The sequence below is a fragment of the Terribacillus jepli genome (assembly GCF_047228925.1).
Lineage (GTDB): Bacteria > Bacillota > Bacilli > Bacillales > Amphibacillaceae > Terribacillus.
The window spans coordinates 38,741-62,403 of record NZ_JBFEGH010000021.1 but is presented as its reverse complement, the minus strand read 5'-3'; the positions used below and the strand labels follow the sequence as shown (position 1 = coordinate 62,403).

Annotated in this window: 22 protein-coding genes and 1 pseudogene; 6 read left to right on the top strand and 17 right to left on the bottom strand. The window is 41.3% G+C overall.

Annotation, left to right across the window (positions count from 1 at the left end; all coding sequences use genetic code 11):
• Nucleotides 1–117 precede the first annotated feature (117 nt).
• On the bottom strand, nucleotides 118–258 hold the full coding sequence (locus AB1K91_RS18375) for a hypothetical protein (protein ID WP_413091964.1): 141 nt from the start codon (nucleotides 256–258) through the stop codon (nucleotides 118–120).
• A gap of 217 nt (nucleotides 259–475) precedes the next feature.
• Here AB1K91_RS18375 and AB1K91_RS18370 point away from each other — a divergent pair, with 217 nt between their 5' ends.
• The 3 genes and pseudogenes from AB1K91_RS18370 to AB1K91_RS18360 form a co-directional block, all read left to right on the top strand.
• A complete protein-coding gene (locus AB1K91_RS18370) occupies nucleotides 476–1,546 on the top strand; it encodes a tetratricopeptide repeat protein (RefSeq protein ID WP_413091962.1) in 1,071 nt (356 codons plus the stop codon).
• Between the two features lie 17 nt (nucleotides 1,547–1,563).
• The gene (locus AB1K91_RS18365; protein WP_413091960.1) at nucleotides 1,564–1,698 is read left to right on the top strand and encodes a hypothetical protein; all 135 of its coding nucleotides are present in this window, start codon (nucleotides 1,564–1,566) and stop codon (nucleotides 1,696–1,698) included.
• A gap of 61 nt (nucleotides 1,699–1,759) precedes the next feature.
• Nucleotides 1,760–1,963 (top strand): annotated as a pseudogene (locus AB1K91_RS18360) (ATP-dependent DNA ligase); the annotation flags it as partial.
• A gap of 97 nt (nucleotides 1,964–2,060) precedes the next feature.
• Here the strand turns inward: AB1K91_RS18360 and AB1K91_RS18355 are convergent.
• From AB1K91_RS18355 to AB1K91_RS18345, 3 genes are all read right to left on the bottom strand, one after another.
• Nucleotides 2,061–3,443, bottom strand: coding sequence for an MATE family efflux transporter (locus tag AB1K91_RS18355; protein ID WP_413091959.1), 1,383 nt, complete (start codon nucleotides 3,441–3,443; stop codon nucleotides 2,061–2,063).
• A 67-nt stretch (nucleotides 3,444–3,510) separates the two neighbouring features.
• Nucleotides 3,511–4,218 (bottom strand): 3-hydroxyacyl-CoA dehydrogenase NAD-binding domain-containing protein, encoded by a 708-nt coding sequence (locus AB1K91_RS18350; RefSeq protein WP_413091957.1) that lies wholly within the window; start codon nucleotides 4,216–4,218, stop codon nucleotides 3,511–3,513.
• Nucleotides 4,219–4,220: 2 nt separating this feature from the next.
• Nucleotides 4,221–5,366 carry an FAD-dependent oxidoreductase gene (locus AB1K91_RS18345; protein ID WP_413091955.1) on the bottom strand — a complete coding sequence of 382 codons (1,146 nt, stop codon included), beginning with the start codon at nucleotides 5,364–5,366 and terminating at the stop codon, nucleotides 4,221–4,223.
• Between the two features lie 173 nt (nucleotides 5,367–5,539).
• On the opposite strand from AB1K91_RS18345, the gene AB1K91_RS18340 reads away from it, so the two are divergent.
• Both AB1K91_RS18340 and AB1K91_RS18335 read left to right on the top strand, forming a co-directional pair.
• On the top strand, nucleotides 5,540–6,133 hold the full coding sequence (locus AB1K91_RS18340; protein WP_413091954.1) for a TetR/AcrR family transcriptional regulator: 594 nt from the start codon (nucleotides 5,540–5,542) through the stop codon (nucleotides 6,131–6,133).
• 640 nt (nucleotides 6,134–6,773) lie between these two features.
• Complete coding sequence (locus AB1K91_RS18335) at nucleotides 6,774–7,367, top strand: DedA family protein (protein WP_413091952.1); 594 nt, start codon at nucleotides 6,774–6,776, stop codon at nucleotides 7,365–7,367.
• Here AB1K91_RS18335 and AB1K91_RS18330 read toward each other — a convergent pair.
• Nucleotides 7,356–8,129 (bottom strand): phosphatidylserine decarboxylase, encoded by a 774-nt coding sequence (locus AB1K91_RS18330; RefSeq protein ID WP_413091950.1) that lies wholly within the window; start codon nucleotides 8,127–8,129, stop codon nucleotides 7,356–7,358. The genes AB1K91_RS18335 and AB1K91_RS18330 overlap by 12 nt on opposite strands.
• An 81-nt stretch (nucleotides 8,130–8,210) precedes the next feature.
• Here AB1K91_RS18330 and pssA point away from each other — a divergent pair, with 81 nt between their 5' ends.
• On the top strand, nucleotides 8,211–8,885 hold the full coding sequence (pssA, locus tag AB1K91_RS18325) for a CDP-diacylglycerol--serine O-phosphatidyltransferase (RefSeq protein ID WP_413091948.1): 675 nt from the start codon (nucleotides 8,211–8,213) through the stop codon (nucleotides 8,883–8,885).
• Nucleotides 8,886–9,181: 296 nt separating this feature from the next.
• On the opposite strand, the gene AB1K91_RS18320 is transcribed toward pssA, so the two are convergent.
• From AB1K91_RS18320 to AB1K91_RS18265, 12 genes are all read right to left on the bottom strand, one after another.
• Nucleotides 9,182–9,991, bottom strand: coding sequence for a MerR family transcriptional regulator (locus AB1K91_RS18320; protein WP_413091946.1), 810 nt, complete (start codon nucleotides 9,989–9,991; stop codon nucleotides 9,182–9,184).
• Between the two features lie 72 nt (nucleotides 9,992–10,063).
• A complete protein-coding gene (locus AB1K91_RS18315) occupies nucleotides 10,064–11,410 on the bottom strand; it encodes a dihydrolipoyl dehydrogenase family protein (protein WP_413091944.1) in 1,347 nt (448 codons plus the stop codon).
• Nucleotides 11,411–11,852: 442 nt separating this feature from the next.
• Complete coding sequence (locus tag AB1K91_RS18310) at nucleotides 11,853–12,350, bottom strand: GNAT family N-acetyltransferase (RefSeq protein ID WP_413091942.1); 498 nt, start codon at nucleotides 12,348–12,350, stop codon at nucleotides 11,853–11,855.
• Between the two features lie 481 nt (nucleotides 12,351–12,831).
• Nucleotides 12,832–13,443: an orotate phosphoribosyltransferase gene (pyrE, locus tag AB1K91_RS18305; RefSeq protein ID WP_413091940.1), complete on the bottom strand. Its 612-nt coding sequence runs from the start codon at nucleotides 13,441–13,443 to the stop codon at nucleotides 12,832–12,834.
• Nucleotides 13,427–14,143 (bottom strand): orotidine-5'-phosphate decarboxylase, encoded by a 717-nt coding sequence (gene pyrF / locus AB1K91_RS18300; RefSeq protein ID WP_413091939.1) that lies wholly within the window; start codon nucleotides 14,141–14,143, stop codon nucleotides 13,427–13,429. The genes pyrE and pyrF overlap by 17 nt, the downstream gene beginning before the upstream one ends.
• Nucleotides 14,115–15,050, bottom strand: a complete 936-nt coding sequence (locus AB1K91_RS18295; RefSeq protein ID WP_413091938.1) for a dihydroorotate dehydrogenase — start codon at nucleotides 15,048–15,050, stop codon at nucleotides 14,115–14,117. The genes pyrF and AB1K91_RS18295 overlap by 29 nt, the downstream gene beginning before the upstream one ends.
• Nucleotides 15,047–15,817, bottom strand: coding sequence for a dihydroorotate dehydrogenase electron transfer subunit (locus AB1K91_RS18290; protein ID WP_413091936.1), 771 nt, complete (start codon nucleotides 15,815–15,817; stop codon nucleotides 15,047–15,049). The genes AB1K91_RS18295 and AB1K91_RS18290 overlap by 4 nt, the downstream gene beginning before the upstream one ends.
• Nucleotides 15,814–19,011: a carbamoyl-phosphate synthase large subunit gene (gene carB, locus AB1K91_RS18285; RefSeq protein ID WP_413091935.1), complete on the bottom strand. Its 3,198-nt coding sequence runs from the start codon at nucleotides 19,009–19,011 to the stop codon at nucleotides 15,814–15,816. Before carB ends, AB1K91_RS18290 begins: the two co-directional genes overlap by 4 nt.
• Nucleotides 19,004–20,104 carry a carbamoyl phosphate synthase small subunit gene (locus AB1K91_RS18280; RefSeq protein ID WP_413091933.1) on the bottom strand — a complete coding sequence of 367 codons (1,101 nt, stop codon included), beginning with the start codon at nucleotides 20,102–20,104 and terminating at the stop codon, nucleotides 19,004–19,006. Before AB1K91_RS18280 ends, carB begins: the two co-directional genes overlap by 8 nt.
• Nucleotides 20,101–21,381 carry a dihydroorotase gene (gene pyrC / locus AB1K91_RS18275; protein ID WP_413091932.1) on the bottom strand — a complete coding sequence of 427 codons (1,281 nt, stop codon included), beginning with the start codon at nucleotides 21,379–21,381 and terminating at the stop codon, nucleotides 20,101–20,103. Before pyrC ends, AB1K91_RS18280 begins: the two co-directional genes overlap by 4 nt.
• Nucleotides 21,341–22,264 carry an aspartate carbamoyltransferase catalytic subunit gene (locus AB1K91_RS18270; RefSeq protein ID WP_413091931.1) on the bottom strand — a complete coding sequence of 308 codons (924 nt, stop codon included), beginning with the start codon at nucleotides 22,262–22,264 and terminating at the stop codon, nucleotides 21,341–21,343. Before AB1K91_RS18270 ends, pyrC begins: the two co-directional genes overlap by 41 nt.
• A 13-nt stretch (nucleotides 22,265–22,277) precedes the next feature.
• Nucleotides 22,278–23,645 (bottom strand): solute carrier family 23 protein, encoded by a 1,368-nt coding sequence (locus AB1K91_RS18265; protein WP_413091930.1) that lies wholly within the window; start codon nucleotides 23,643–23,645, stop codon nucleotides 22,278–22,280.
• Between the last annotated feature and the right edge of the window lie 18 nt (nucleotides 23,646–23,663).

The window sequence follows — 23,663 nt, the reverse complement described above, 5'->3', positions numbered from 1 at the left end:
AGCAGTCCTTAAAATACCACAGAAGAATTATCATATAAAAAAGATTGTAGAGAAACTGGGGTTTCTCTACAATCTGAGGACCAGGTGATTATCTCCTGGTCTTGTTTATTCTTCATTTTATTGAGGAAAACCTAATTCATCAAGAAACGAATGTATTTGCTCTTCGAAATATTTGACCTCAGATTCACTTGTTGCCTCCAGCAAGGAGTTCTTTAACGACTGGTACTGCTCTAATTGAGTAGCGTTCATACGCTCCATACTGATCTCTCCGTTCCGTTATAAGTTGTTAATTAATCATACCATGATTATTTTGAATAGCCAAAGCTATGCCGGGTATCTTTATTTTAGAAATTCAGGTGTGTAATTACCATATCAATGTCGCTTATAGTACTACACTTTCCCAACTTTTGGCTAATTTAAAAGTGGTATCATTTACTTATGCTTTCAATGTCGATTCTTATAAGAGGAGTAGAATATGAAAGAGATAAACACTATCACTTCAGAAGAATTCCAAGAACGCGTTCACATTTGGCACATGCTTATCAAACAAAAGAAAAAAGATGCTTCCAAGGCATTTTTAGTCGAACTGGAAGACTTGGTGACAAGGTTAGATAAGCAGGATAATATTCTTTATAACCTAATGCGCAGCCGCTATCATTTATTATGCAATGAAAGGGAAACTGCTTTCAGCATCTTAAGTGAGCTTCATAAGGATATGGATAATGCCGCTGATCAGCTCCGATTTTATTTTCACTACTTCTTAGGTATGTACTATGATAGAAAGCATGAATTCTCTGCTGCCCTGAAGGAATATGAGCTTGCTGAAGAGTTGAGCGGACACTTCACCGATCAAGCAGATGAAGCTGACTACCGGTATGAGATGGGAACTGTTTATTACCATATGGATCTAAACTCTAAGTCCCTATTCCATTTGGAAAAAGCTTATCATATTTATGAAGAGCTGCCTGTATTCAAGGAGCAGCTGGCCCACGCAGAGATTTCATTAGGACTTAATTATACTGACATTGGATTTTATGAACTAGCTGAAGAATATATCCATAGCGGCTTGAAGCATTATATGGAGTTAAACCTGGATACGTATCAGCATATTGCCTATCATAACCTCGCGTTATTATACAAAAAGCAGAAAATGTATGAAGCAGCTATTCGATATTTTAATCAGGTAATTGCGTCAGAACCGCCGTTTTTGCTGGAGTCTCTATATCATCTTACCGAAAGTCTCATTCAAAACGGTAAACTGCAAGAAGCAAGCAATCATGTGGCTGAGGGTCTTCAATTGGCTACAAAGCTACAAAATCAAGACTTCATCCATCGTTATAACGTACTATTAGTCACACACTTTGAGGTCGGCGAAATTGAGGAAAAGCTCTCTCAAGCGGTTCATTACTTCCTGGATAATGAAAAGGATCACGATATTCCGGTTTACGCTAGATTGTTGGCCAATTATTATGAAAGTATTTCAAATTTTGAGGAAGCAAATCACTATAATAAAATCGCCCTTGCTATAATGGAGAAGAAAAATTAAACAATGAGGTGATTCTTTTGAAAGAGAAATTGTTTGTCGTAGCATTGATTACCACAATCGTAGTTAGCGGCGCACTTGGTATGGTTAGCAGCAAAGAAACTGCCTATGATAAAGGCATTACACCGCACTCTATTAAATTAACAGATTTCTAATAACATCTAGTATGATCCATTAAGCTCACCCCCTATTAAAGTATAATGGGGGGTTTTGTATATGTACATTTCACCGATGTTATTGCATAAAGCAGACGAAGCATTCTCAAATGGTGAATACCTAAGCGAATTAAAATATGATGGTATACGCTTAACCCTTTCCAAATGGGATGGGGTCGTAAAACTCTATACGCGACACAATAATGAAGTAACCAGCCGCTTCAAAGAGTTGCTGGATATAGATATCCCAGATGGTAACAGTTTATCAAGACTAAAAATGAATTAATATAGATAAAATAAGGGTTCATACATATTAGACATATATAATACATATGAACCCTTATTGTGTAAGTCATTGCTTCTCATAAGGTAGTAGAAGTGACTACTTCTTTCCCTCCATTAAGCTTGTCATTATTAAATTGCTGCTTTACTCTTTTTCTTACAAATAACACAATAAGAATTGCCATTGTTAACTCTGCTATCGGCATTGTCAGCCAAATTCCATTTACTCCGAAAAATTTCGGTAAAACAAATAAATATACTAAAAATAATACGTAACTTCTGCAGACCGTAATAAGAGTTGCAAACCATACTTTCCCCACTGACTGGAAATATGTCATATAGACAAAGCTGATTCCAATAAATAAATAACCAATGAAGAACAAGCGAATGCCATTAACCGCTATGTCAATAATGCTTTGATCGTTAATCCCAAATAAACTAACTAACATAGGCGCAAAGGCGAAGCCGATAACAAATAATAGTAACCCGAGTGCTATTGCCGTTGTTTCTCCTAATTTGATTGTATCGCGCATTTGTACTTTTTTCTGTGCACCTTGATAATAGCTAATCATTGGCTGCATCGCAGTCTCTATACCAAAAAACGCCAAGAACATGAAACCGTGTAAATAGTTGATAACTGAGAAAGCTGTGACCCCTTCTGTTCCTAATGCTGCAACAACGCTTAAGTTGTACCCTACAACTAAAACAAATGCTCCGGATTCTGCTAATAGACTAGGTAAACCTATTGCTAAAATTCGTCTGATTAATTGCTTAGACCAATTAAATTCCAATTTATTTAATACTACTTGTTTTTTAAAGAAGTGCGGGATAAAAATTGCAACTCCAACAGCTCCTCCGATTACTGTCGCTAATCCTGCCCCGAATACTCCTAAGTCAAACATGAAAATAAAAATGTAATTCAACAATATATTAACAATGGACGTTGCCCCTAACGAAACCATTCCTAGCACTGGTCTACCGTCATTACGGATGAAAATCCCTAACAGCTGCTGTAAACCTAAAATCCACCCTAACGAGAACAAGATGCGTAAATACTCTATTGTTGGTGTAATTGTATCTTCATTAGCTCCAAGCCATGTTGCTACTGTGCTTATATTTAGATAACCAACAACGCTAATCACACCAAGCAATCCAATAAAAATAGCAAGTGCCAATGTAAAACTGCTTCGTGATTTTTGTATATCACCTTCGCCAACAGCTGTTGAAAAGTATGTCGCTCCACCAATGCCTATCCATAGACTAATGGCGAGAATTACTGTAAAAATTGGTGCTGCTAGATTAACACCTGCTAAGCCGAATTCTCCAACGCCACGTCCTACAAAAATACCATCTAACAGCATATTTACGGACATGAGTAGCATGCCGATAACAGCCGGGAAAAAGAAATGAAAGAAAACCTTTTTAACCGGTTTATTCATGAGATCTTGCTGCATTGTTTCCATGATTTGTCCTCCTACAATAACGTAGCCTTTAAGGTGTCATCACACTTAAAGGCTACTGTTGAATGATTCAATGTTTATACTGCTTCTCAGCATTCATCATGCCAAAAGGTCCAACATAAGCCCCGGTTTGTTCTGTTAAGCAGGCATCTATTGTCTCCCTATCCGCAACACCGTTTTTATACAAATCAATAGCAACCTGCGTTAGCGTATTTCGAAATGTATCAAAGACAAACTGCTCATTTGCTTTTTTTAATAATAGTGGTGTAAGTGACATTCCTTTACACCAGTCCATTGTTTTTTCAAGTACCTTCTGAGATGTATTGATTTTTGGCATGATCTCAACAACATCTGCCTCCCAATTTGCATTTGAGAAACGGCAAGCTACAATATTATTTGAAGAATTCAACACTTTATTCGAAACAGGCCCTGTCACGGTTGTGATAAAAACCGTATTAGAAAATGCACATTTTAATACTTGCTTGTAAAATGCCGTATATTCTTCCGATGTCACGATAATATCTTTATTTTGTACAGCTTCCGTAGCATCCTCAATAAAAAAGATTCTATTGAGAGCATCAATTGTTTTGCTATGGTTGCCGTAATAGTCTTGAAAGAACTTTCTTGCATTAGCTAGCTCTTTCTCTAACTGAATAAATATCTGTTCATCTGGTACATAAAGATATATGCTATCACCAAAATAAGCAGCTCGAAATGCAAGGTGAACAAGATAAGGATGTTTTGTAAAAAAGGTAACTTCATGGTTAAAATTATTCATCTTTACTTTTCCCAGCTAGCATTTATTCCATCATTAAAGAACGCATAGTCCTCCACATTATCAAATTCCAAATTGTCTAAGAGATTTGCACTATGAAACACCTTTTTTGCTCGTGGTTTACGGTCATGCTCGAAATAATAGAATGCATCTTCGTAATCGTGATCACGCAGCATTTTTGCTAAATACATTGCATCTTCAAAAGCTAGCGTTGTTCCCATTCCTGCATTGGGATCCGCTGTATGCAATGCATCACCGATTAAAACAATACGTCCATGCGAATAATGTTCCATTAAATCGATACGATAGAGTTGCTTTGCAATAATATGATCCGTTGATTGAATTAAATGCTGAATTGGCATTTCCCAGCCTTCAAAGCGTGCAGCTAAATCAGCCTTCAACTGCTCTAATGGCTTTCCTTCAAACATCTTTTTTGCAACTTTGCGTGGCTCTGTGGTAATAAGAGACCATGAAATTTCCGTATCAGTTGGGTGATGTTTTGACACGAAGAAATTAAAGTTATCATGAAAATACATCAATGATGTCTCTGTCGTGAAGTACTCCTTTAACGCCCCTAACTTATCTGTTTCAATCATACCGTACACACCAGTTTTCCCAAGATATTTTAACGGGTTTGACGGGAACGGGAATAATAGCTCCCGCGTCTTCGAACGCACGCCATCAGCACCGATTAAAATTGACCCGACTTCTTCTGTACCATCTTCGAAAGTCACATGTACGCTGTGCTCGTTTTGTGTAAATCCTTTTAGGCGCTTACCAAACTGGATGTCAATGCCTAACTCCATCGCTTTTTTATATAACACATCGATTAAATGGAAACGTGCAACATTGATTAAATGCGGCATTCCTTCTATTTCCTGTTCTTCTTCCATTTCTTCAAATAATGGCATATTGTTTTGATCAAGTACCGCAAAATCAACTATTTGATGACTGTTTTGTTTGATTTCTTCCCCTAGTCCCAATAGCTCCAGCATCTGTACACCACTTGGGTGAATTACAAAATGCCCACCTACTTTGCCATACGCTTCCGCTTGCTCATAAACCACACTTTCAATATTTGCCTTTTTCAAAAATAACGACATAGCTAAACCTGCAATGCCTCCACCAATAATGATTACTTTGTTCTTCATATCAATCACTCCCTTCAAAGTTACAATATCATTATTCGGACGTTCGGTCAATTATATTATCCGAAAAACACATAAATTAAATGTTAATACAATAAATAATTGAACGAACGTTCAATTATTTAGCATAATATGTTACAATGAGCTAAAATTAAGAAAAAACAGTTGGAGGAAGTATGAGCAGACCAACAGGAGTAAATAGCGAAGACACAAAACAATTTATTGTAGATGTCGCAACAAAGATATTTGAACATAAAGGATATAGCTCCACATCAATGGCAGATATCAAAAATGAAACGAACTTTAGTAAAGGCACTATTTATTATCATTTTAAAAATAAAGAAGAGTTGTACTTATATTGTATCCAGCGAGTATCTAACGAATTTATTCGTAACTGGGACATTACTTCTAAGAATGAGAAGTCAAATGAAAGGAAATTATATATTTGGGCGAATTTAAATAATATAATGCTGCAAAAGCCAATAATGAACACGATTCATGAATATATTGTTTCCACAAATAAAGACAATTACGAAGCTGTTGTAGAACTTTATGAGCCTGAATTTCGAATTGTGAGCCGTATTTTAGAAGACGGAATCAAAAGTGGCGAATTTAAAAAAGACTTACAACTCGATGAAGTATCTGTTCTTTTATATAATTTCATCACTTCCTTAACAAATGCAGAATTATATGGCTATCGTTCAAATCAAGAGCAAAAGAATTTGTACAAGCTGGCTATTGATTTAATCTTACCAGGACTTAAAAGTTAAGAGGACGTATCGATTCTTTTTTATTTCCTCTTTACAAAAGAAATCAAAGTTATTATAGTTTAGTTACCTTAACTTATGATGCGATGTACATGATGAGAACATTTTTTTAGATTAGAGAATTTGTTTTGCTATTCAAAAAGAGCTATTCTCACTTTTAAGCTTTTCTATGTTTATGATTACATTCCCATGGTATGTCGTGTGTGGTTACCCTGGGTGATGGCTGCAAACCTGAATCAAAGGACTGCATATTAACGAAAACCTCTCTATTAGAAATCCTGAATTAAAAGCTATGGGAGAGCAGTTGAAACCAGGGTATTAAAGTAGAATATATGGATTATAGTGTCTCTAGAAGTTTTGGCGGCTCATTCGCTGTACTACTTAACCTTTATTGAGATCAAGTGGTGAATTTAAAGTATGAGCTGAAAATGGGCAAAACAAAGGTAAACCAGTATTATAAATTGTCCGAGAAGAAGTTGATTTACTAGAGACTCTATGTAGGAAGGACAACTAAGCTTTCATTTAATGGAAAATAGCATCCCTTTCTTAAAGGAATGCTATTTTTTATGCAACTGTTTGCTTTGTACTATTTAATACCAGTACTCTAACATTCAATCTAAAAAAAATTCAAGGAGAATCATAGATGGAACAATTAGGTAACTTAATAGAGAATTACGGATACATAGGGATTTTTATAGCTTTAGTACTTGGTATTGTGGGATTGCCTATCCCAGACGAAATATTACTGACCTATGTAGGATATAACATCTTTATTGAACGGATGACATGGTCCGGTTCGATCTTTGCCGCAATGGTCGGATCTATTTTCGGAATTAGTATTAGCTATATATTGGGAATAAAGTTAGGGTTACCATTTCTGCAACGGTTCGGGCCAAAAATGCATATTACCGAAAATAGAATAAAAGTAACAGCAAAGTACTTTTCAAAATACGGTGGTTGGCTGTTGATGTTTGGATATTTCATTCCCGGCATTCGTCATATCACTGCCTATATGGCTGGTATTTCCAATTACCGATTTGGTAAATTTGCATTCTTTGCGTATATAGGGGCTGCAGTATGGGTCAATACTTTTATAATACTTGGACTTATTCTAGGAAAGAAATGGGAAATTGTTGAAGGTGTCTTACATCAATCTGGAAAAGTACTTATACTTTTGGCTTGCATAGGTCTTATTTCTTACCTAATTATCCGGTTTAGAAAGAAATTAACCAAATAGACTAATTCTTTCTCCAACTTTAACGTGTTGATCAATTGATAAATTATTCATCGAAACCCTATCAACAAACAAGAGTATAACTGTTGAACCAAAAGAAAAGTATCCTACCTCTTGTCCTTTTTCTAGCTGACTTTCTTTATAAGTCAGCTGTATACTATTAATGTTAAGTGCCCCAACTTTAACGAGGGCACACTTACCATATTCTGTTTGAATCTCTGTCAAACGACGATAATTGGTCGACAAAGGTCGGTTTCCATACTTTATGCCAAGCTTATTTACCGGGTACGATTTTCCACCTAGTGTATAACTATCAATAATAGTACCATTTACTGGACTATGAATACGGTGATAGTGCTGGGGCGAAAGATAAATAACAATATAACTTCCACCCTCGTAGCTATCGGCTTTGGAATCATTACCCATTAACTCGTTGATTAGAAGCTCTTTTCCCTTTACTGATACAGCAGTGGCTTGTTTTATGGTTCCATAGTCACTCACGATGCCGTCCACTGGACTGACAACACTCTTCGTTTGCTGATCAATCGTACGTACATCAACTTTCAGATGGCGAGTGAACAATGATTGAAGAGATGGGTAAGAAGCTAAGCCATCACGCATTTCTTCCTTATTCACGTTGTAAACAGCGACATAAATAGGGATGAGAAACTTACTATATTTAGATGCTGTAAAAGCAGCCAGTATACGTGACATATAATGATTTCCAGTTAATTCTACTAATAATTTCAAAACCGATTTTAGCATAATAGAGCAACTCCTCTAAAACTTTAAATGTATATGAAACTATAATACAAAAATTTCATTCTGTAAAAGGTGGAAACAATTATGAATATTTTAAAGCATATCCCAAATAGTATCACGCTAGCTAATATGTACTGTGGTTTTTTGTCAATCGGTTTCACGGTCGCCAATCATTTTGATATTGCTGTTTTGCTAATCTTGCTCGGTATGATGCTCGATGGGATAGACGGCAGATTAGCGCGTCGGTTCAATGCCAATAGCAAAGTAGGTAAAGAACTGGATTCACTTGCAGATATCATAACCTTTGGCATTGCCCCTTGTATCCTTTTCTCTTATACGAATACGATTGAAGGAAGTGTATTCGATTATTCACTAGCGGGTCTATTTCTTCTCAGTGGCGGCTTCAGACTTGCTCGCTTTAATTCAGAGACTACAAAAGACATTTCATACTTTACAGGAGTCCCTATTACAGCAGCGGGGGGCATATTAGCTTTATCAACTCTATTTCATTCACATATTCCACCAATAGGAAACTTTCTAATTATCGCTGTTCTTAGTTACTTGATGGTAAGTAAACTACAGATACCAAGTTTTAAAAATATTTCGCTGCCGAATACTAAAACTACTATATTAATTTTAATAGGAGTACTTTTACTGGTATTTGACACTATATCAATAACGGCTTTGATATTAACACTTTTTTATATAATTTATATTGTCTATCGCATTAGATTGTTACGTACAAGAAAGCATGGGTGATAAAATCGCTGTATAAAGTATAAAATAGTAGATTGTTTATAATGTATATTCACATATAGAAAGGGCTTGTTTTAAAATAAGGATGATTTTTTTATAAAAATTCTTTTATATTGTGATAAGTATAAATGCTTCATAAACATTATAGATACCCTGCAAAAATAAATCATGAATAAGACTGCCTCGTTTTTGAGGCAGGTAAGAAACAACTTTAAGCGGCCAGCTGCCGGTACTTGACCGGAGGATGGCTGTTTTGTTTTGCATTGAAGGAAAGTATACTGTATTATTTTTTAAGCTTCTCATTTATTGTTAATTAATTGAAAAAAGATACTTATATAGTGTCTGTCTATATTGTCTATTTTTTGAGTCAAAAGGAAAAGCTCATAAACTGGAGCATGTGGTGATAAAGACAAATTATTACTCTTACAATAGATGACTGCCTTTTTATATATCTCTTCTAAATATTTGTCATCATCATCAATTCTTCCGACGAAATTAAATCTCAATAGATTATCCATGATTAAAGGTTTTGCTTCGTTACATTCGCTATCAATAATATTTCCGCAATAATATTTATTTTCCTTCTTAGTGAGTTTATTAACATGGAAATTCATTTTAACTATGAGAGAGGTTCTATTCCACAGCTGATCATCAACGTAATTTGAACTTGTATCGTTAAAGTCCATCGTTCCTTCCAAAGAAAAGTGCTGTCCCTCACAAATATATAAATTTAAATTATCTATTACTTCAAAAGTATTTGGCTTGTGTTCAAAATTATTTAGCTTTTGATTATATTCATTTAGATATGATATTTTTCTTTCTAGTTGTTCCTTTTGTTCAACTAGATACTTAGTATGTTCTTCATAATGTGCAGTTAGATGACTTAATTCATCATTTAATAAGGTTTTCTTTATTTCCTGTAGAGGCATATTCACTTCTCTTAATAATGTGACTATACTAAATAGGGAAGTAGTATTTAAATCGTAGTATCTATATTTTTGTTTTTTTATTGTTGGATTAACTAATCCTTCTTTATCATAAAAGCGCACAGTATCAGATGTAACGTCATGTAGTTTGGCAACATCCCCGGTACGAAATAACTTTTTCATCCTAAAACTCCTTTTAAGAATATTTAAAACCAGCAAACTCCCCATTAGAAAAACAGGGGAGTAATATTTTTATTATTTAGAACTCTTACTTAGACTTGTTAAGACTTCACTATAAGTTGGATAAGGGTGAATAGCTTCTACTAACTTAGTAAAAGGTTGATTGAACAGCTTTAGTAACTGAATTTCTCCTATCAATTCACCAGCTCGCTCTCCTAGTATGCTCGCTCCAATAACCTTTCCTTCACTATCACATATGACTTTAGCTAAACCTTGAGACTTTGCGTCTACAACTGCTCTATCTGAGGAAGAAAAGTTGGTTTTATATATATTTATATTGTCTCCATACTCTTCCCTGGCTTCTTTTTCAGTTAATCCAGTTCTTGCAAGCTCTGGGTGTGTAAAAGTAGTCCATACATAATCTTTTGTCATACCGCTAATTTTATTGGAGCTAAACATGTGACGTACAGCGGTTCTGCCTTGTATACCACCCATATGGGAGAAAAGATACGGTCCCACAACATCTCCAACAGCATATATATTTGAAATATTGGTTTGCATAAACTCATTTACAATAATATTTTTATTGGTTTTTTCTATCTCTAATTCATCTAGATTAATTCCTTCAAGATTTGCCTTTCTGCCTAAAGCAATTAATATATTTTCTGCACCTATCGTTTCTATCTTACCATCTATATCTAAAATGAGTTCAACACTATTATCAACTTTTCTAACCTCAGTACCCTTGGCGCCACTTATAATCTTTACTCCTTCCGATATAAGAATATTAGTCAATAAGGCTACAGCTTCTTTATCCTCCTTATAAAGGATGGAGTTTTCCATTTCAACCATAGTTACTATAACACCTAAACGTGCCATTGCTTGGCTCAATTCTGCTCCGATAGCCCCAGCACCTAAAACAATAATGCTCTCTGGAAGCTTTTCAAGCTTGAAGATATTTTCATTTGTAAGAAAGTCCGTATTATTTAATCCCTTTATGTCAGGCACAAATGCACTTGATCCAGTACTTATGATAATATTTGTAGCTGTTATATTTTTTCCGTCTACTTCCACGGTATTCTCATTTACGAATTTTGCAAATCCATTCAGGTAATTAATACCTTCATTTCTTAATACGGTAACACTTTCTCCTTCATGAGCAGTCCTTGTTAGTTGCCGTACTTTTTCCATCACTTCTTTTGTATCAATTGATATCTCTGAATATTTCTTTGCATTGTGAATTTCATCCGCTATTTGTATCAATGCCTTACTCGGTATACAACCGGACCATGTACATTCTCCACCCGGTCTAAACTTTTCAACTAATAAAACATTTTTACCTAATGCTACTGCTTCCAATGAAGCATTGAGCCCACCTGCCCCAGCCCCAATAACAATTAAATCATAATCATAATCTAACAAAGAAACCACTCCTCTTGATTTAATGTCTTAACTACATCGGTTAAATAACATCATGCCTTGCAGTAACTGTTAATTTACATTATGGAGTATTGAGTAAGTCAAGAGTCAAATAGTTTTTTATATCCCTATACTGCTACTGGAATTTTCCAAGATTCATTACTTATGATAAATTAATGTAACTTAGCAAAAAAGGCCTCTATCAATTAGAGGCCTTTTTAACAGGCGGACGCGTCATAATGAGCAATGCATTAGCATTGCTCTTATATCATTTAGAAAGATTCACTTAATCTCTAAGCTCATTAGATCTTCTACTGTATTTGATGTTTCAAAGAAAATTATCCAAAATGACGTCAATAGTTATCTTAAGAATGATATGCTTATCGTGATGGAGAGTAGAAAAAAGACAATATTATTTTATTGATTAATAAGAAGCTCCAATTGATCATCCTATTATCTTATAATAAAAATTACCAGCTAGAAACGTGCCAAATGCGTCCTGCGCAAAATCCGGCACTTCTCCAAACAGTACATATCCTTCAGACTGATAAAGCAAATTAGCTGGCCCTTCTTTCTCCGTGTCAAGCAATAGCAGTGTTTTGCCCTCTGACTTTGCTGCTTGCTCCGCATGCTGAATCAACATTCTGGCGACACCTTTCCTTCTCGCTTTAGTGCTGGTCATCAATTTGGCAATTTCTGCACGATGACGGCCATTTTCTTTATCGCTGTAAATTAGCTGGACAGTGCCAACAATTTCGCCATCAAGCAGTCCAATGAATAGTCGTACTTGTTCTGAGAGTACAGAATCCCAATAGGATAATGCTGTTTCCTTATGCATTGGGTGCAAATAATTCATAGATGCGCCATCAGCAACAACTGTTTGGAACAAACTTGCAAGTTCTTCTTTAAATACGCCGATTTCTCTAATTTCTTTAATTTCCATTAACGCACTCCGTTCTCACTATTTAATCAAGCTGCTACTAAATCCATATTAAACATTATAGCGATGAGTTGTATAGGGTTTTAAATAGAAGTTAAGTACTTGACCAAAATTCAGGAGATGTTTTCCTGCACCAAGTATATGGAGACCACTAATAATCAATCTAAATCGACGTGATTCTTCGGAGAAATATATCTCTAGAATGTTGCTGATTTTTGTTTAGAACTTCATAAAAAATATTAATCCTCCCTTCTCAAATCTCCTTTGGTTATCACAGTTACATTATGCTTCTAGTTGAACTTCACAAGAAACAATCCTTTCTTATTTTTATCGGGTATTTTTCAACTTTAACAACTACTGTTATATCATTATGCTAAAAAAGAGCCCCCTCAGAGGTTACTCTGATGGACTCTTAAATGATCAAGATTATTATTTATGATAAGATTCAGTCTCTACATTTTGAAAGACGTATCTCAACATCCTTTTACAATGTATTACGCCAATCCAATAATTCTTGTTTCTCCTGAGGAGTTATCGTCTCTTTCTCTACAAGAATATCAACTAAAGAATCAAAATTAGTCAGTGTCTCAAACGGAACACCAGAGGCATCAAAATCATTATCTGCTTGTTTTAGATTATAACTGAAGATGGCCAATACTTTCGTCACAATCGCCCCTGCTTCCTGCAGTGCTTGGACCGTGTTGATAACAGAGCCCCCGGTTGAAATAAGATCCTCGATAACGACTACATGTTTACCCGCAACGTCTGCTCCTTCGATTTGGTTGCCTTTTCCGTGACCTTTTTTGCTGGACCGGACATAGATCATCGGCAGAGCTGCTTTATCAGCAAGCCAGGCAGCATGCGGGATTCCGCCGGTCGCACAGCCTGCTATGATATCTGTTTCCGGCAATTCTGCTAACTTCGCTTGAAACTGGCGAGCTATTGCCGTCCGTACTTCCGGGTGACCGAGTGTCAGCCGATTATCACAGTAAATCGGCGAGTGGATTCCAGATGCCCATACAAAACTTTTGGCTGGATCAATTTGAATCGCATCTATTGAAAGCAGTGCTTCTGCTATATTAGTTGTAGTTGTCATAGTTTTTCCACTCCTCGATTACTTGTTCGTATGCTTGTTTTGGATTGGATGCTGCTGTAACACTTCTTCCGATTACGAGATAGTCCGCTTGCATTTTCCTAGCACCAGCAGGTGTTGCGATACGATGCTGATCGTTTTGATCGGATCCCGCAAGCCGTATTCCTGGAGTGACGGTAAGGAAGTCAGCTCCGCAAGCTGCTTTGATACTTGCTGCTTCATGAGGAGAACAAACTACCCCATCAGCCCCTGCTGTCTTGGACAATTCGGCCAGATGCAGAGCATAAGCAGCGAGTTCCATCGGCTGTTTAAGGTCGGTCCGAACCGTGTCTTCATCCATAGATGTCAGCATCGTCACAGCTATCAGTTTAGGAACAGCATTTTTTGCTCCCTGCAACAGACCTTCTTTTGCGTCTTCCATCATCTTTGCTCCGCCTAACGCATGAACATTAAGTATATCTACATCAAGTCCTGCTAGATTACGCATAGCGCTTTTAACAGTATTCGGAATGTCATGCAGTTTAAGATCGAGAAAGATTGGATGGTTATTCTCTTTCAATTGGTGAACGATGGATGGACCTTCCCGGTAAAATAGCTCCATCCCTACTTTTACCGGTATCTCGGCCAACTCATGCTGACTCAGGAAATGTAGCGCTGCTTCCCCTGTAGGGAAATCAAGCGCGAGATAGATTGGTGTCTGCATATTCATGCCCCTTTCCGATTGCGTCCTCGGCACTCGCGAATCCATAATTTTGCAGGACGTGCGGCAGGTTCTGGATGATTTCTGGGCACACGAATGGATGCTGGAAGTTAGCGGTACCTACTGCCACAGCAGATGCACCTGCTAAAAGGAATTCCAGCACATCCTCAGCCGTCGTCACACCTCCCATACCGATAATCGGCAGAGTAGTCATTTGACGTATTTGGTAAACCATGCGGATTGCTACTGGCTTTACGGCTGGACCGGACAACCCGCCTATTTTGTTGGCTAGCAATGGCTTCCTGCCTGCTAGGTTAATTTGCATACCTGTCAATGTATTGATTAAGGACAGGCCATCTGCCCCTCCTTCTTCCACTGCACGAGCAATGACCGTAATGTCGGTGACGTTCGGTGAAAGCTTCACGTAGACTGGGACATTACTTACTTCTTTCACAGCAGCTGTAACCATTTTGGCAAGCTCCGGATCAGTTCCGAACTGGACGCCGCCTTCTTTCACATTCGGACAAGAGATGTTGAGCTCTATCGCTTTAATTACCGGGTGCTTGCTGATTTTCCGTGCTACTTCTACATACTCTTCGACAGTGCTGCCTGCTACATTGGCAATAATCGGCGTATCGAAATCTGCCAAAAACGGAAGCTCCTTCTCTACTATCTGGTCCACTCCTGGGTTTTGTAAGCCAATCGCGTTGAGCATACCCGCCGTAGTTTCGGCAACACGCGGCGTGCTATTGCCATAACGCGCAGAACCGGTTGCTGCTTTGATCGTAATCCCGCCGAGGAGGTTCAAGTCATATAGCTCTGCGTATTCCTTGCCGAAGCCGAAACAGCCAGAAGCTGGCAGAATAGGATTCTTCATATCCAGGCCTGGGAGATTGACTGCTAAATTCATGCGAGCACAACCTCCTTTGACCGGAAGACAGGGCCGTCTTTGCATATTTTCTTATAGCCGCTTTCACTTTCCGGTGCAGGCACGACACACGCAAAGCACGCGCCTATTCCGCAGCCCATCCGCTGTTCAATCGAAATGAAACCTTCTTCCTCTGCTAGCTGAGTAGAGACAGCTTTAAGCATGCCGGTAGGACCGCAGGTGAAAAATTGATCGAAGCTAAACTCTTCTTTTGAGAGAATATCCGTCACAAACCCTTTTTCCCCTGCGCTTCCGTCATCAGTTGCAAGATAATAGTCTCCAAGGTTACGGAATGCTTCCTCATAGAAAACTTGCTCTTTGTTCTGGAATCCCGCTACCATCGTTACCTGGATGCCTTTTTCATGCAGACGCTTCGCCAGATAATATAGAGGCGGTACACCGATTCCGCCGCCAACGAGCAGGGCATGCTCCATTTGGAGTTCATCCACTGGATAGCCTTGACCGCATGGTCCAAGCGCATCCAGCTGATCTCCCGGCTCTGCTTTAGCCAGTGTGTTCGTTCCTTCGCCTAGTAGTTTGAAAATAATCGTAATAGTAGACTCCTGTTTATCAACACCGGCTATGCTGATCGGACGGCGCAGCATATGATTGCTGCCTTCTCCTACTAGCAAATGCAGGAATTGACCGGGCAGGATGTTCTCCTGCGCCATCTTTCCCTTGAAGGTCATTTCTACTGTATCTTTTGCAATTGTTTCCCTGCTGATAATCTCAAGATGTTCATGAATCAAGACGGCATACCTCCTGCTACTACAGGCTTAGCAGTGAATGTCATCGATTTGATGATAGTCGCAATCGCTTTGGCTGTATCTAGGCTAGTCAGACAGGCGATACCATGCTCAACAGCTTCACGACGGATAAGGAAGCCGTCTGATCTAGGCTGCTTGCCGGAAGTCAATGTGTTAACAACAAATTGTACTTCACCATTTTCAATGATGCTGATTACATTCTGCTCAGAAGCACCGACTTTTCCTACTGTTGTAACTGGAAGTCCTGCTTCTTCTACCGCTGCACTCGTTCCTTCGGTAGCGTACAGCTGGAAGCCGAGCGCATAAAATAGTTTTGCGATTTCCATCGCTTCTTCTTTGTCTTTATCCGCTACAGTCAGTAAGATAGCTCCTTCCTGCGGTACAGACAGCCCCGAAGCAAGCAAACCTTTATAAAGTGCTTTTTCAAGTGTACGATCATGCCCGATTGCTTCACCTGTCGATTTCATCTCCGGCCCGAGCAGCGTATCGACACTGCGAAGCTTCTCAAAGCTGAATACAGGCACTTTCACATAGACATCCTCGGGTTCCGGCAATAGCCCGGAAACATATCCCATGTCAGCTAGCTTTTCACCCAAAATTGCGCGTGTAGCGATATTGGCCATCGTTACATGTGTAATTTTGGACAAGAACGGAATCGTGCGGCTGGCACGCGGATTCACTTCCAACACATATGCTTTGTTTTGATGGATAACGAACTGAATATTGATCAAGCCTTTTACGCCAAGAGCATTTGCAATTTGCATTGTCGCATCGATGCATTGCTGGCGGCATTCCTCGGTTATCGTCTGGGTCGGATAAACAGCAATGGAATCTCCTGAATGGACGCCGGCACGTTCGATATGCTCCATGATCCCTGGAATGATAGTTGTTTCGCCATCGCTGATAGCGTCTACTTCCACCTCGATACCGGTCAAGTATTGATCAATCAGTACTGGATGATCATGTCTGACATGTACACGTTTTTCCATGTAGTTCTGCAATTCCTCGTCATTGTAGACGATATCCATATTGCTTCCGCCAATCACATAGGAAGGACGGACAAGTACGGGATAACCGATTTTTTCCGCTGTCGCAGCAGCATCCGCAAGCTTTGTGATAGATGCTCCATCTGGTTTTGCAATACTCAATTCATCAAGCAGTTTTTCAAATTTATCCCGGTCTTCTGCTGCATCGATTGCCTGCAAAGATGTTCCGAGCACCTTGACGCCGCGGCGTTCCAACCCTTCTGCCAGATTGATAGCAGTCTGACCGCCGAATTGTACGATTACACCGAGCGGGTTTTCAAGGTTGACGACATGCATCACATCTTCCAGCGTAAGTGGCTCGAAATAGAGCTTATCGGAAACACTGAAATCCGTCGAAACGGTTTCGGGGTTGCTGTTAATGATGATCGCTTCATATCCCGCTTCCCGGATAGCCAGGACGCTATGGACTGTTGCATAGTCGAATTCGATTCCCTGTCCGATTCGGATTGGTCCAGAACCAAGCACGATTACTTTCTCTTTATCAGAAGCGACAGATTCATTCTCTTCTTCATAGGTGCTGTAGAAATAAGGTGTTTGCGATTCGAATTCCGCGGCACACGTATCTACCATTTTGTATACAGGCTGAAGATCATTTTCAGTCCGGAATTCATATACCTTGTCTTCCGTCGTGTTCCACCAGTGTGCTATTTCCCGGTCAGAAAATCCTTTTTGTTTTACTTCCTTCAACAATTCCAGTTCCCAAGGCTGTTCTTGCAAATTTGATTCCATTTCAATCAATGCTTCAATTTTCCAAAGGAAGAAGCGGTCAATCTTAGTCAGTTCATGCAGCTGCTCAATTGTGTATCCGCGGCGGAAGGCTTCAGCCAGGACAAACAGTCGTTCATCATCCGCTTTGACAAGTCGATGCTCCATCTCTTCATCGCTCATTCTATCCAGGCTGATGGATGCAAGACCGTTTGCTTTGTTATCAAGGGAGCGGACACCTTTCAGCAAAGCTTCTTCGACATTGCGGCCAATTGCCATTACTTCTCCTGTCGCCTTCATCTGTGTACCTAGTTTACGGTTTCCGCTGACGAATTTATCAAATGGGAAACGCGGCAGTTTGGCAACAACATAGTCTAGTGCTGGTTCAAAGTATGCGTATGTCGTACCTGTTACAGGATTCTTGATTTCATCCAGTGTCAAACCGACAGCAATCTTCGCTGCCATTTTCGCGATTGGATAACCTGTTGCCTTGGAAGCAAGTGCGCTTGATCGGCTTACACGCGGATTCACTTCGATGATATAGTAGTTGAAGCTATGCGGATCCAAAGCCAGCTGTACATTACAGCCTCCCTCGATCTGCAGTGCTTTGATGATTTTTATGGAAGCGTTGCGCAGCAGCTGGTATTCCCGGTCACTCAGTGTCTGGGAAGGTGCTACGACGATGCTGTCACCTGTGTGGATGCCGACTGGATCGACGTTTTCCATATTACAGACGACGATTGCCTGATCATTTTTGTCGCGCATTACTTCATATTCGATTTCCTTGAAGCCGGCAATATTCCGTTCAATCAGACATTGCGTCACCGGGGAAAGCGCTAATCCGTTCTTTGTGATTTGTTTTAGTTCCTCCAGGTTATAGCACATTCCTCCGCCCGTTCCGCCAAGCGTGTAAGCTGGACGTACGATCAGAGGAAAGCCGATTTCTTCTGAAAAAGCCACCGCTCCTTCTACAGTTGTGACGATCTGACTTTCTGGTACTGGTTCTCCCAACTGATGCATCAAATCACGGAATTGCTCTCTGTCCTCTGCCTGCTGAATGGCTTCGAGGGATGTACCAAGCAGTTCTACACCGAATTCCTTTAAAATACCTGAGTTATCAAGTGCAACAGCCAAGTTCAATCCAGTCTGTCCGCCAAGTGTCGGCAGCAAAGCATCTGGCTGTTCCTTGCGGATGATCTTGCTTAGGAATTCAACCGTGAGCGGCTCCATGTAAACAGTATCCGCAACAGTATGATCCGTCATGATCGTAGCAGGATTGGAGTTAGCAAGAATGACGGTATATCCTTCTTCACGCAGTGCCTGGCATGCCTGCGTACCGGAATAATCGAATTCAGCTGCTTGCCCGATCACAATTGGTCCTGAACCGATGACAAGTATTTTCTGGATATCAGTGCGTTTAGGCATAAGTTGCTTCCCCCTTGGATGTTTGGTTAGTTTGTGCTGTCATTGTAAGGAAGTTATCGAATAAATGGCGGGTATCCTCAGGACCTGGTGCCGCTTCCGGATGGTATTGGACACACATGACAGGGTACTTGCTGTGTTTAAGCCCTTCTACGGTGCCGTCATTCAAAGCTACTTGTGTCAGGATGAGTTCCGTCGCGGCCAAGGATTCCTTTGTGACTGTATAGCCATGATTTTGTGAGGTAAGGTAGGTTTTCCCTGTTTCCAAGTCTTTGACAGGGTGGTTGGAGCCCCGATGACCGAACTTCAGTTTTTCTGTATTCGCACCGGCTGCCAATGCAATCAGCTGGTGACCAAGACAGATACCGAAAATAGGTACTTGGCCGATCAGCTCACGAATAGTTTGTATGGCAGGTTCCACGTCTTTCGGATCGCCAGGTCCATTCGTCAGCATGATGCCATCAGGGTTTAAATGGAGGATTTGTTCTGCTGTGTAATGCCAAGGTACAACTGTGATATGACAATCGCGTGCTGCCAATTCACGAAGAATGCCGTGTTTCATGCCAAAATCCATGACGACGATGCGTTTGCCGCGCCCTGGTACAACATAAGGTTTAGCTGTACTCATACGTTGTACTTGATCGTTTGAAAGTGTGATTGTTTCCCAAGAAGCATGATTTTCAAGTGTATCGACTGCTTCTGTCAATCTAGCTTTCATTGCACCTTGTTTCCGGATGATTTTTGTCAGTTTACGAGTATCGATACCTGCGATACCTGGGATTTGATGAAACTTTAGGAAAGCATCAATTGTGTGCTGTTTCCGGAAGTTAGAAGGTGCTGCAGCAGCTTCTTTTACAACCAAGGCCTGAATGGATGGCTGGATGCTCTCGAAGTCATCGCTGTTGATACCATAGTTGCCGATCAGCGGATACGTCAGTGTAACGATCTGACCGCAGTAGGAAGGGTCAGAAATAATCTCTTGATAGCCTGTCATCCCTGTATTGAAGACGATTTCTCCAGTAGTTGCGCTATCGCTGCCGAATGCCGTGCCGGTAAAAACTGTACCGTCTTCTAGGATAAGTTGTCGTTTCTTCATTTTACCGCTTCCTTTCTGTAGACGATTTCTCCGCCAAAGATTGTCATCGTCGGCTCTCCTTTATAGCGCCAGCCAATGAATGGTGTGTTTGTTCCCTTGGATTGGAATAGTGCCGGATCTACTTCTCCTTCAGCTTCTAGGTCCAATACAGCTAAGTCTGCCGCTGCACCTATTTCGAAGCGGCCATATGGCAATCCGAATGCCTGTGAAGGTTTGATCGTTAGCCAATCAATCAGCTGATTAAGCGTAAAGATATTTGTCTCAACAAACTGCGTGTATAGCAGGCTGAAGGCAGTTTCTGAGCCAACGATACCGAATGAAGCATCCAGCATGCTGACGTTCTTCTCTTCCGCTGTGTGTGGTGCATGATCTGTTGCGATCATGTCAATCGTTCCATCAAGCAGTCCTTCAATCAGCGCCTGACGATCCGCATCTGACCTGAGTGGCGGATTCATCTTAAAGTTCCCGTCATCTGTTATGATATCTTCATCAATAAGAAGCAAGTGATGCGGTGTAACCTCAGCAGTCACGCGGATACCGGCACGTTTAGCATCCCGGATCACCCGGACCGATTCCTTTGTGCTCACATGACAGATATGATAGTGACAGCCAGCTGCTTCCGCCAGGAGGACATCGCGGGCGATATGTACGGACTCGGACACGCTGTTGATACCTGGCAGGCCAAGTCGCGCGCTTGCTGTACCTTCATGCATGACGCCGCCTGGTACGAGACTGTCGTCCTCACAATGCGCTACAACCGGGATACCTAATTTGGCTGCACGCTTCATCGTTTCCAGCATCATCCCAGCTGACTGGATGCCAAGACCGTCATCTGTGAAAGCAAATGCATGCTGCATGTTTTCCATATCCACGATTTCGCGGCCAAGCTGCTGCTTTGTGATAGTCGCATATTGCAGCACGCGGATTACGCCACTTTCTTCATTTCTTGCCATGATGCTGGCAAGCGTTTCAGGACAATCCGGTGCGGGACGGAGATTCGGCATGGCAGCGACAGTCGTGAATCCGCCTCTGGCTGCTGCCTTTGTGCCTGTTGCGATCGTTTCTTTCTTTTCTGCCCCTGGTTCACGCAAATGCACATGCACATCTACAAAACCTGCTGTCACAAGCTGACCTTCCAAATCTTCCACATGATCTTCAGCTGTTATCTTTATTTGACTGGCAATCTCTTTGATGATGCGGCCCTCTATTTTCACCATTACATCTTCCAGTTTTTGATCAGCTGTTAACTGTTTCGCGTTTATCAAGATTGTAGCCATGCTTGATTCCCCATCCTTCCAATAGTGTTAGAATTACTGCCATCCTGGCTGCTACGCCATTTTCCATTTGACGGAAAATCCTCGAGCGTGGTGCTTCAACCAAACTATCGTCGATTTCGATGCCGCGGTTGACTGGTGCAGGATGCATGATGATAGCATGACGCTGCATCCTTTTTTCTCTTTCGACTGTCAGTCCGTAATTCTCCAGATACCCTGCTTCTTCCCGCTTTGTTTCATGACGTTCAAACTGGATCCGGAGCAGCATCATGACATCGCATTGTTCTACTGCTTCATCCATATCCAGGACCGGGATCCCGATGGACTCATCCATCCACTCCGGTTTGCCCGCTGCAAAGACTTGCGCCCCCAATTTGTGCAAAGCCATTGCATTGCTTCTGGCAACCCGGCTGTGGCGGATATCCCCGGCAATCACGATTTTCAGGTTCTTGAAGCGTCCATACTCCTGGTATATCGTCATCAAATCAAGCAAGCATTGTGTCGGGTGCTCCCCTTTTCCGTCACCGGCATTGATCACCGGAATATCCAGCTTTTCCGCAAGCATTGCAGCTGTGTGCTCCTCTGGATGACGGATGACAAGGACCGAAGCTCCGATCGATTGAAGGGTCTTTGCGGTGTCATAAACGGTCTCGCCTTTGGTCACGCTGGATGCCTCTAGGGCGAAATCCAGCACTTCAAGTCCAAGTTTCCGTTCTGCTACGGTAAAGCTCATCTTCGTCCGTGTGCTCGGCTCGAAGAAAAGATTGGCTGCAAACAGCTGCTCCCTGTAACCAGATACCCCCTGTGCCTGTATGTCTGTAGCGAGCTGTACGAGCTGCAGCAGTTCCCCTGCAGTAAGATGCTTCATCGATACGAAATGCTTCATGTCCTTCTCCTCCTTATTTGGATGCTTGTTCCTGATCTTCGACTGTGAACAGACTGCCGTTTCCAAGGCCGGATTCCTTGCCCGGCAAGATAAGGTTCAAAATGACACCGACCAGTGCTGCCAAAGCCATGCTGTTGATCTCCAAGTTAAGCTCGGCAATCTGGAAGCGAAGGAAGGCTCCCCCGATTCCGATGACCAAGATGATCGAGCTGATGATCAAGTTACGTTTATCACCCAGATCTAGCTGGCTGTCGATCATTGTGCGAAGGCCGCTGGCAGCGATGATCCCAAACAGCATGATGCTGACACCGCCCATTACAGCAGATGGTACCGAACTTATCAGTGCAGTGATAAGACCAGTGAATCCGAAAAGAATAGCAAGTATCGCCGTACCTCCGATGACGAAGACACTGAATACTCTCGTGATCGCCAGTACTCCGATGTTTTCCCCATAAGTGGTGTTCGGTGGTCCGCCAAGCAAGGATGCGATCATCGTCGCCACTCCATCACCGGCAAGTGATGCGTGCAATCCTGGCTTGACGAGCATGTTCTGGTCGACGATCTTGGACAAGGCCAGCTGGTGGCCGATGTGCTCGGATACCGTCACGACAGCGATTGGTACCATCGTGAAGAAGAGCTGCCAGCTGAATACATCTGCGACATTGTAGTCGACGAACGGAATGGTGAAATCCGGTACCCTGAACATGCCGCTGAAGAAAGCACCGATGGAATCTGCTGTTGCAATCTGGTTCCAGGCAGCCTGTACGCCACTCGTATCGACGATTCCCTGTGTAAGTGCGTAGATATAGCCGCCGATGATTCCGATCAGTACCGGAATCAATCCGAGGAATCCTTTCAGGAAGATGGAAGCCGCTACCGTGATTGCCAGCGTGACAAGTGCGACGACGAAATATTTCGTGCTGTATTCCCCAGTATCAGGAGCATTCATTGCCATATCTACTGCGGTTGGTGCCAGGGCCAGACCGATGACGATGATGACTGGTCCGACGACAATTGGAGGAAGCAGTTTAATGATGCCTTTCATCCCGCCGAGTCGGATGGCGATTGCGACGATTCCGTAAGCAAGACCTGCCAAAAAGCTGCCGATCATGGCTCCGCCGATCCCGGCAGCTTCAATCGACTGCGTAATCGGATAGATAAAAGCAAAACTTGAGCCTAGATAAGCTGGCACCGTCCCTCTTGTGATCAAGATGAATGCGAGTGTACCGACACCGCTTGATACTAATGCCACTGCTGGATCCAGTCCGGTCAGTGCCGGTACAAGGATGGTCGCACCAAACATGGCGAATAAATGCTGCAAGCTGAAGATGATCCATTGATTCCATTTTGGTATGTCGTGTATGTTCAGTGCTGGTTTCATTATTTCTCTCCTCTTTTC

What these genes read in the sequence shown, in the direction of transcription:
- AB1K91_RS18375 (WP_413091964.1), bottom strand. Translation starts at nt 258, where the DNA reads ATGGAGCGTATGAACGCTACTCAATTAGAGCAGTACCAGTCGTTAAAG.
- AB1K91_RS18370 (WP_413091962.1), top strand. Translation starts at nt 476, where the DNA reads ATGAAAGAGATAAACACTATCACTTCAGAAGAATTCCAAGAACGCGTT.
- AB1K91_RS18355 (WP_413091959.1), bottom strand. Translation starts at nt 3,443, where the DNA reads ATGGAAACAATGCAGCAAGATCTCATGAATAAACCGGTTAAAAAGGTT.
- AB1K91_RS18350 (WP_413091957.1), bottom strand. Translation starts at nt 4,218, where the DNA reads ATGAATAATTTTAACCATGAAGTTACCTTTTTTACAAAACATCCTTAT.
- AB1K91_RS18345 (WP_413091955.1), bottom strand. Translation starts at nt 5,366, where the DNA reads ATGAAGAACAAAGTAATCATTATTGGTGGAGGCATTGCAGGTTTAGCT.
- AB1K91_RS18340 (WP_413091954.1), top strand. Translation starts at nt 5,540, where the DNA reads ATGAGCAGACCAACAGGAGTAAATAGCGAAGACACAAAACAATTTATT.
- AB1K91_RS18335 (WP_413091952.1), top strand. Translation starts at nt 6,774, where the DNA reads ATGGAACAATTAGGTAACTTAATAGAGAATTACGGATACATAGGGATT.
- AB1K91_RS18330 (WP_413091950.1), bottom strand. Translation starts at nt 8,129, where the DNA reads ATGCTAAAATCGGTTTTGAAATTATTAGTAGAATTAACTGGAAATCAT.
- pssA (WP_413091948.1), top strand. Translation starts at nt 8,211, where the DNA reads ATGAATATTTTAAAGCATATCCCAAATAGTATCACGCTAGCTAATATG.
- AB1K91_RS18320 (WP_413091946.1), bottom strand. Translation starts at nt 9,991, where the DNA reads ATGAAAAAGTTATTTCGTACCGGGGATGTTGCCAAACTACATGACGTT.
- AB1K91_RS18310 (WP_413091942.1), bottom strand. Translation starts at nt 12,350, where the DNA reads ATGGAAATTAAAGAAATTAGAGAAATCGGCGTATTTAAAGAAGAACTT.
- pyrE (WP_413091940.1), bottom strand. Translation starts at nt 13,443, where the DNA reads ATGACAACTACAACTAATATAGCAGAAGCACTGCTTTCAATAGATGCG.
- pyrF (WP_413091939.1), bottom strand. Translation starts at nt 14,143, where the DNA reads ATGCAGACACCAATCTATCTCGCGCTTGATTTCCCTACAGGGGAAGCA.
- AB1K91_RS18295 (WP_413091938.1), bottom strand. Translation starts at nt 15,050, where the DNA reads ATGAATTTAGCAGTCAATCTCCCAGGCCTGGATATGAAGAATCCTATT.
- carB (WP_413091935.1), bottom strand. Translation starts at nt 19,011, where the DNA reads ATGCCTAAACGCACTGATATCCAGAAAATACTTGTCATCGGTTCAGGA.
- AB1K91_RS18280 (WP_413091933.1), bottom strand. Translation starts at nt 20,104, where the DNA reads ATGAAGAAACGACAACTTATCCTAGAAGACGGTACAGTTTTTACCGGC.
- pyrC (WP_413091932.1), bottom strand. Translation starts at nt 21,381, where the DNA reads ATGGCTACAATCTTGATAAACGCGAAACAGTTAACAGCTGATCAAAAA.
- AB1K91_RS18270 (WP_413091931.1), bottom strand. Translation starts at nt 22,264, where the DNA reads ATGAAGCATTTCGTATCGATGAAGCATCTTACTGCAGGGGAACTGCTG.
- AB1K91_RS18265 (WP_413091930.1), bottom strand. Translation starts at nt 23,645, where the DNA reads ATGAAACCAGCACTGAACATACACGACATACCAAAATGGAATCAATGG.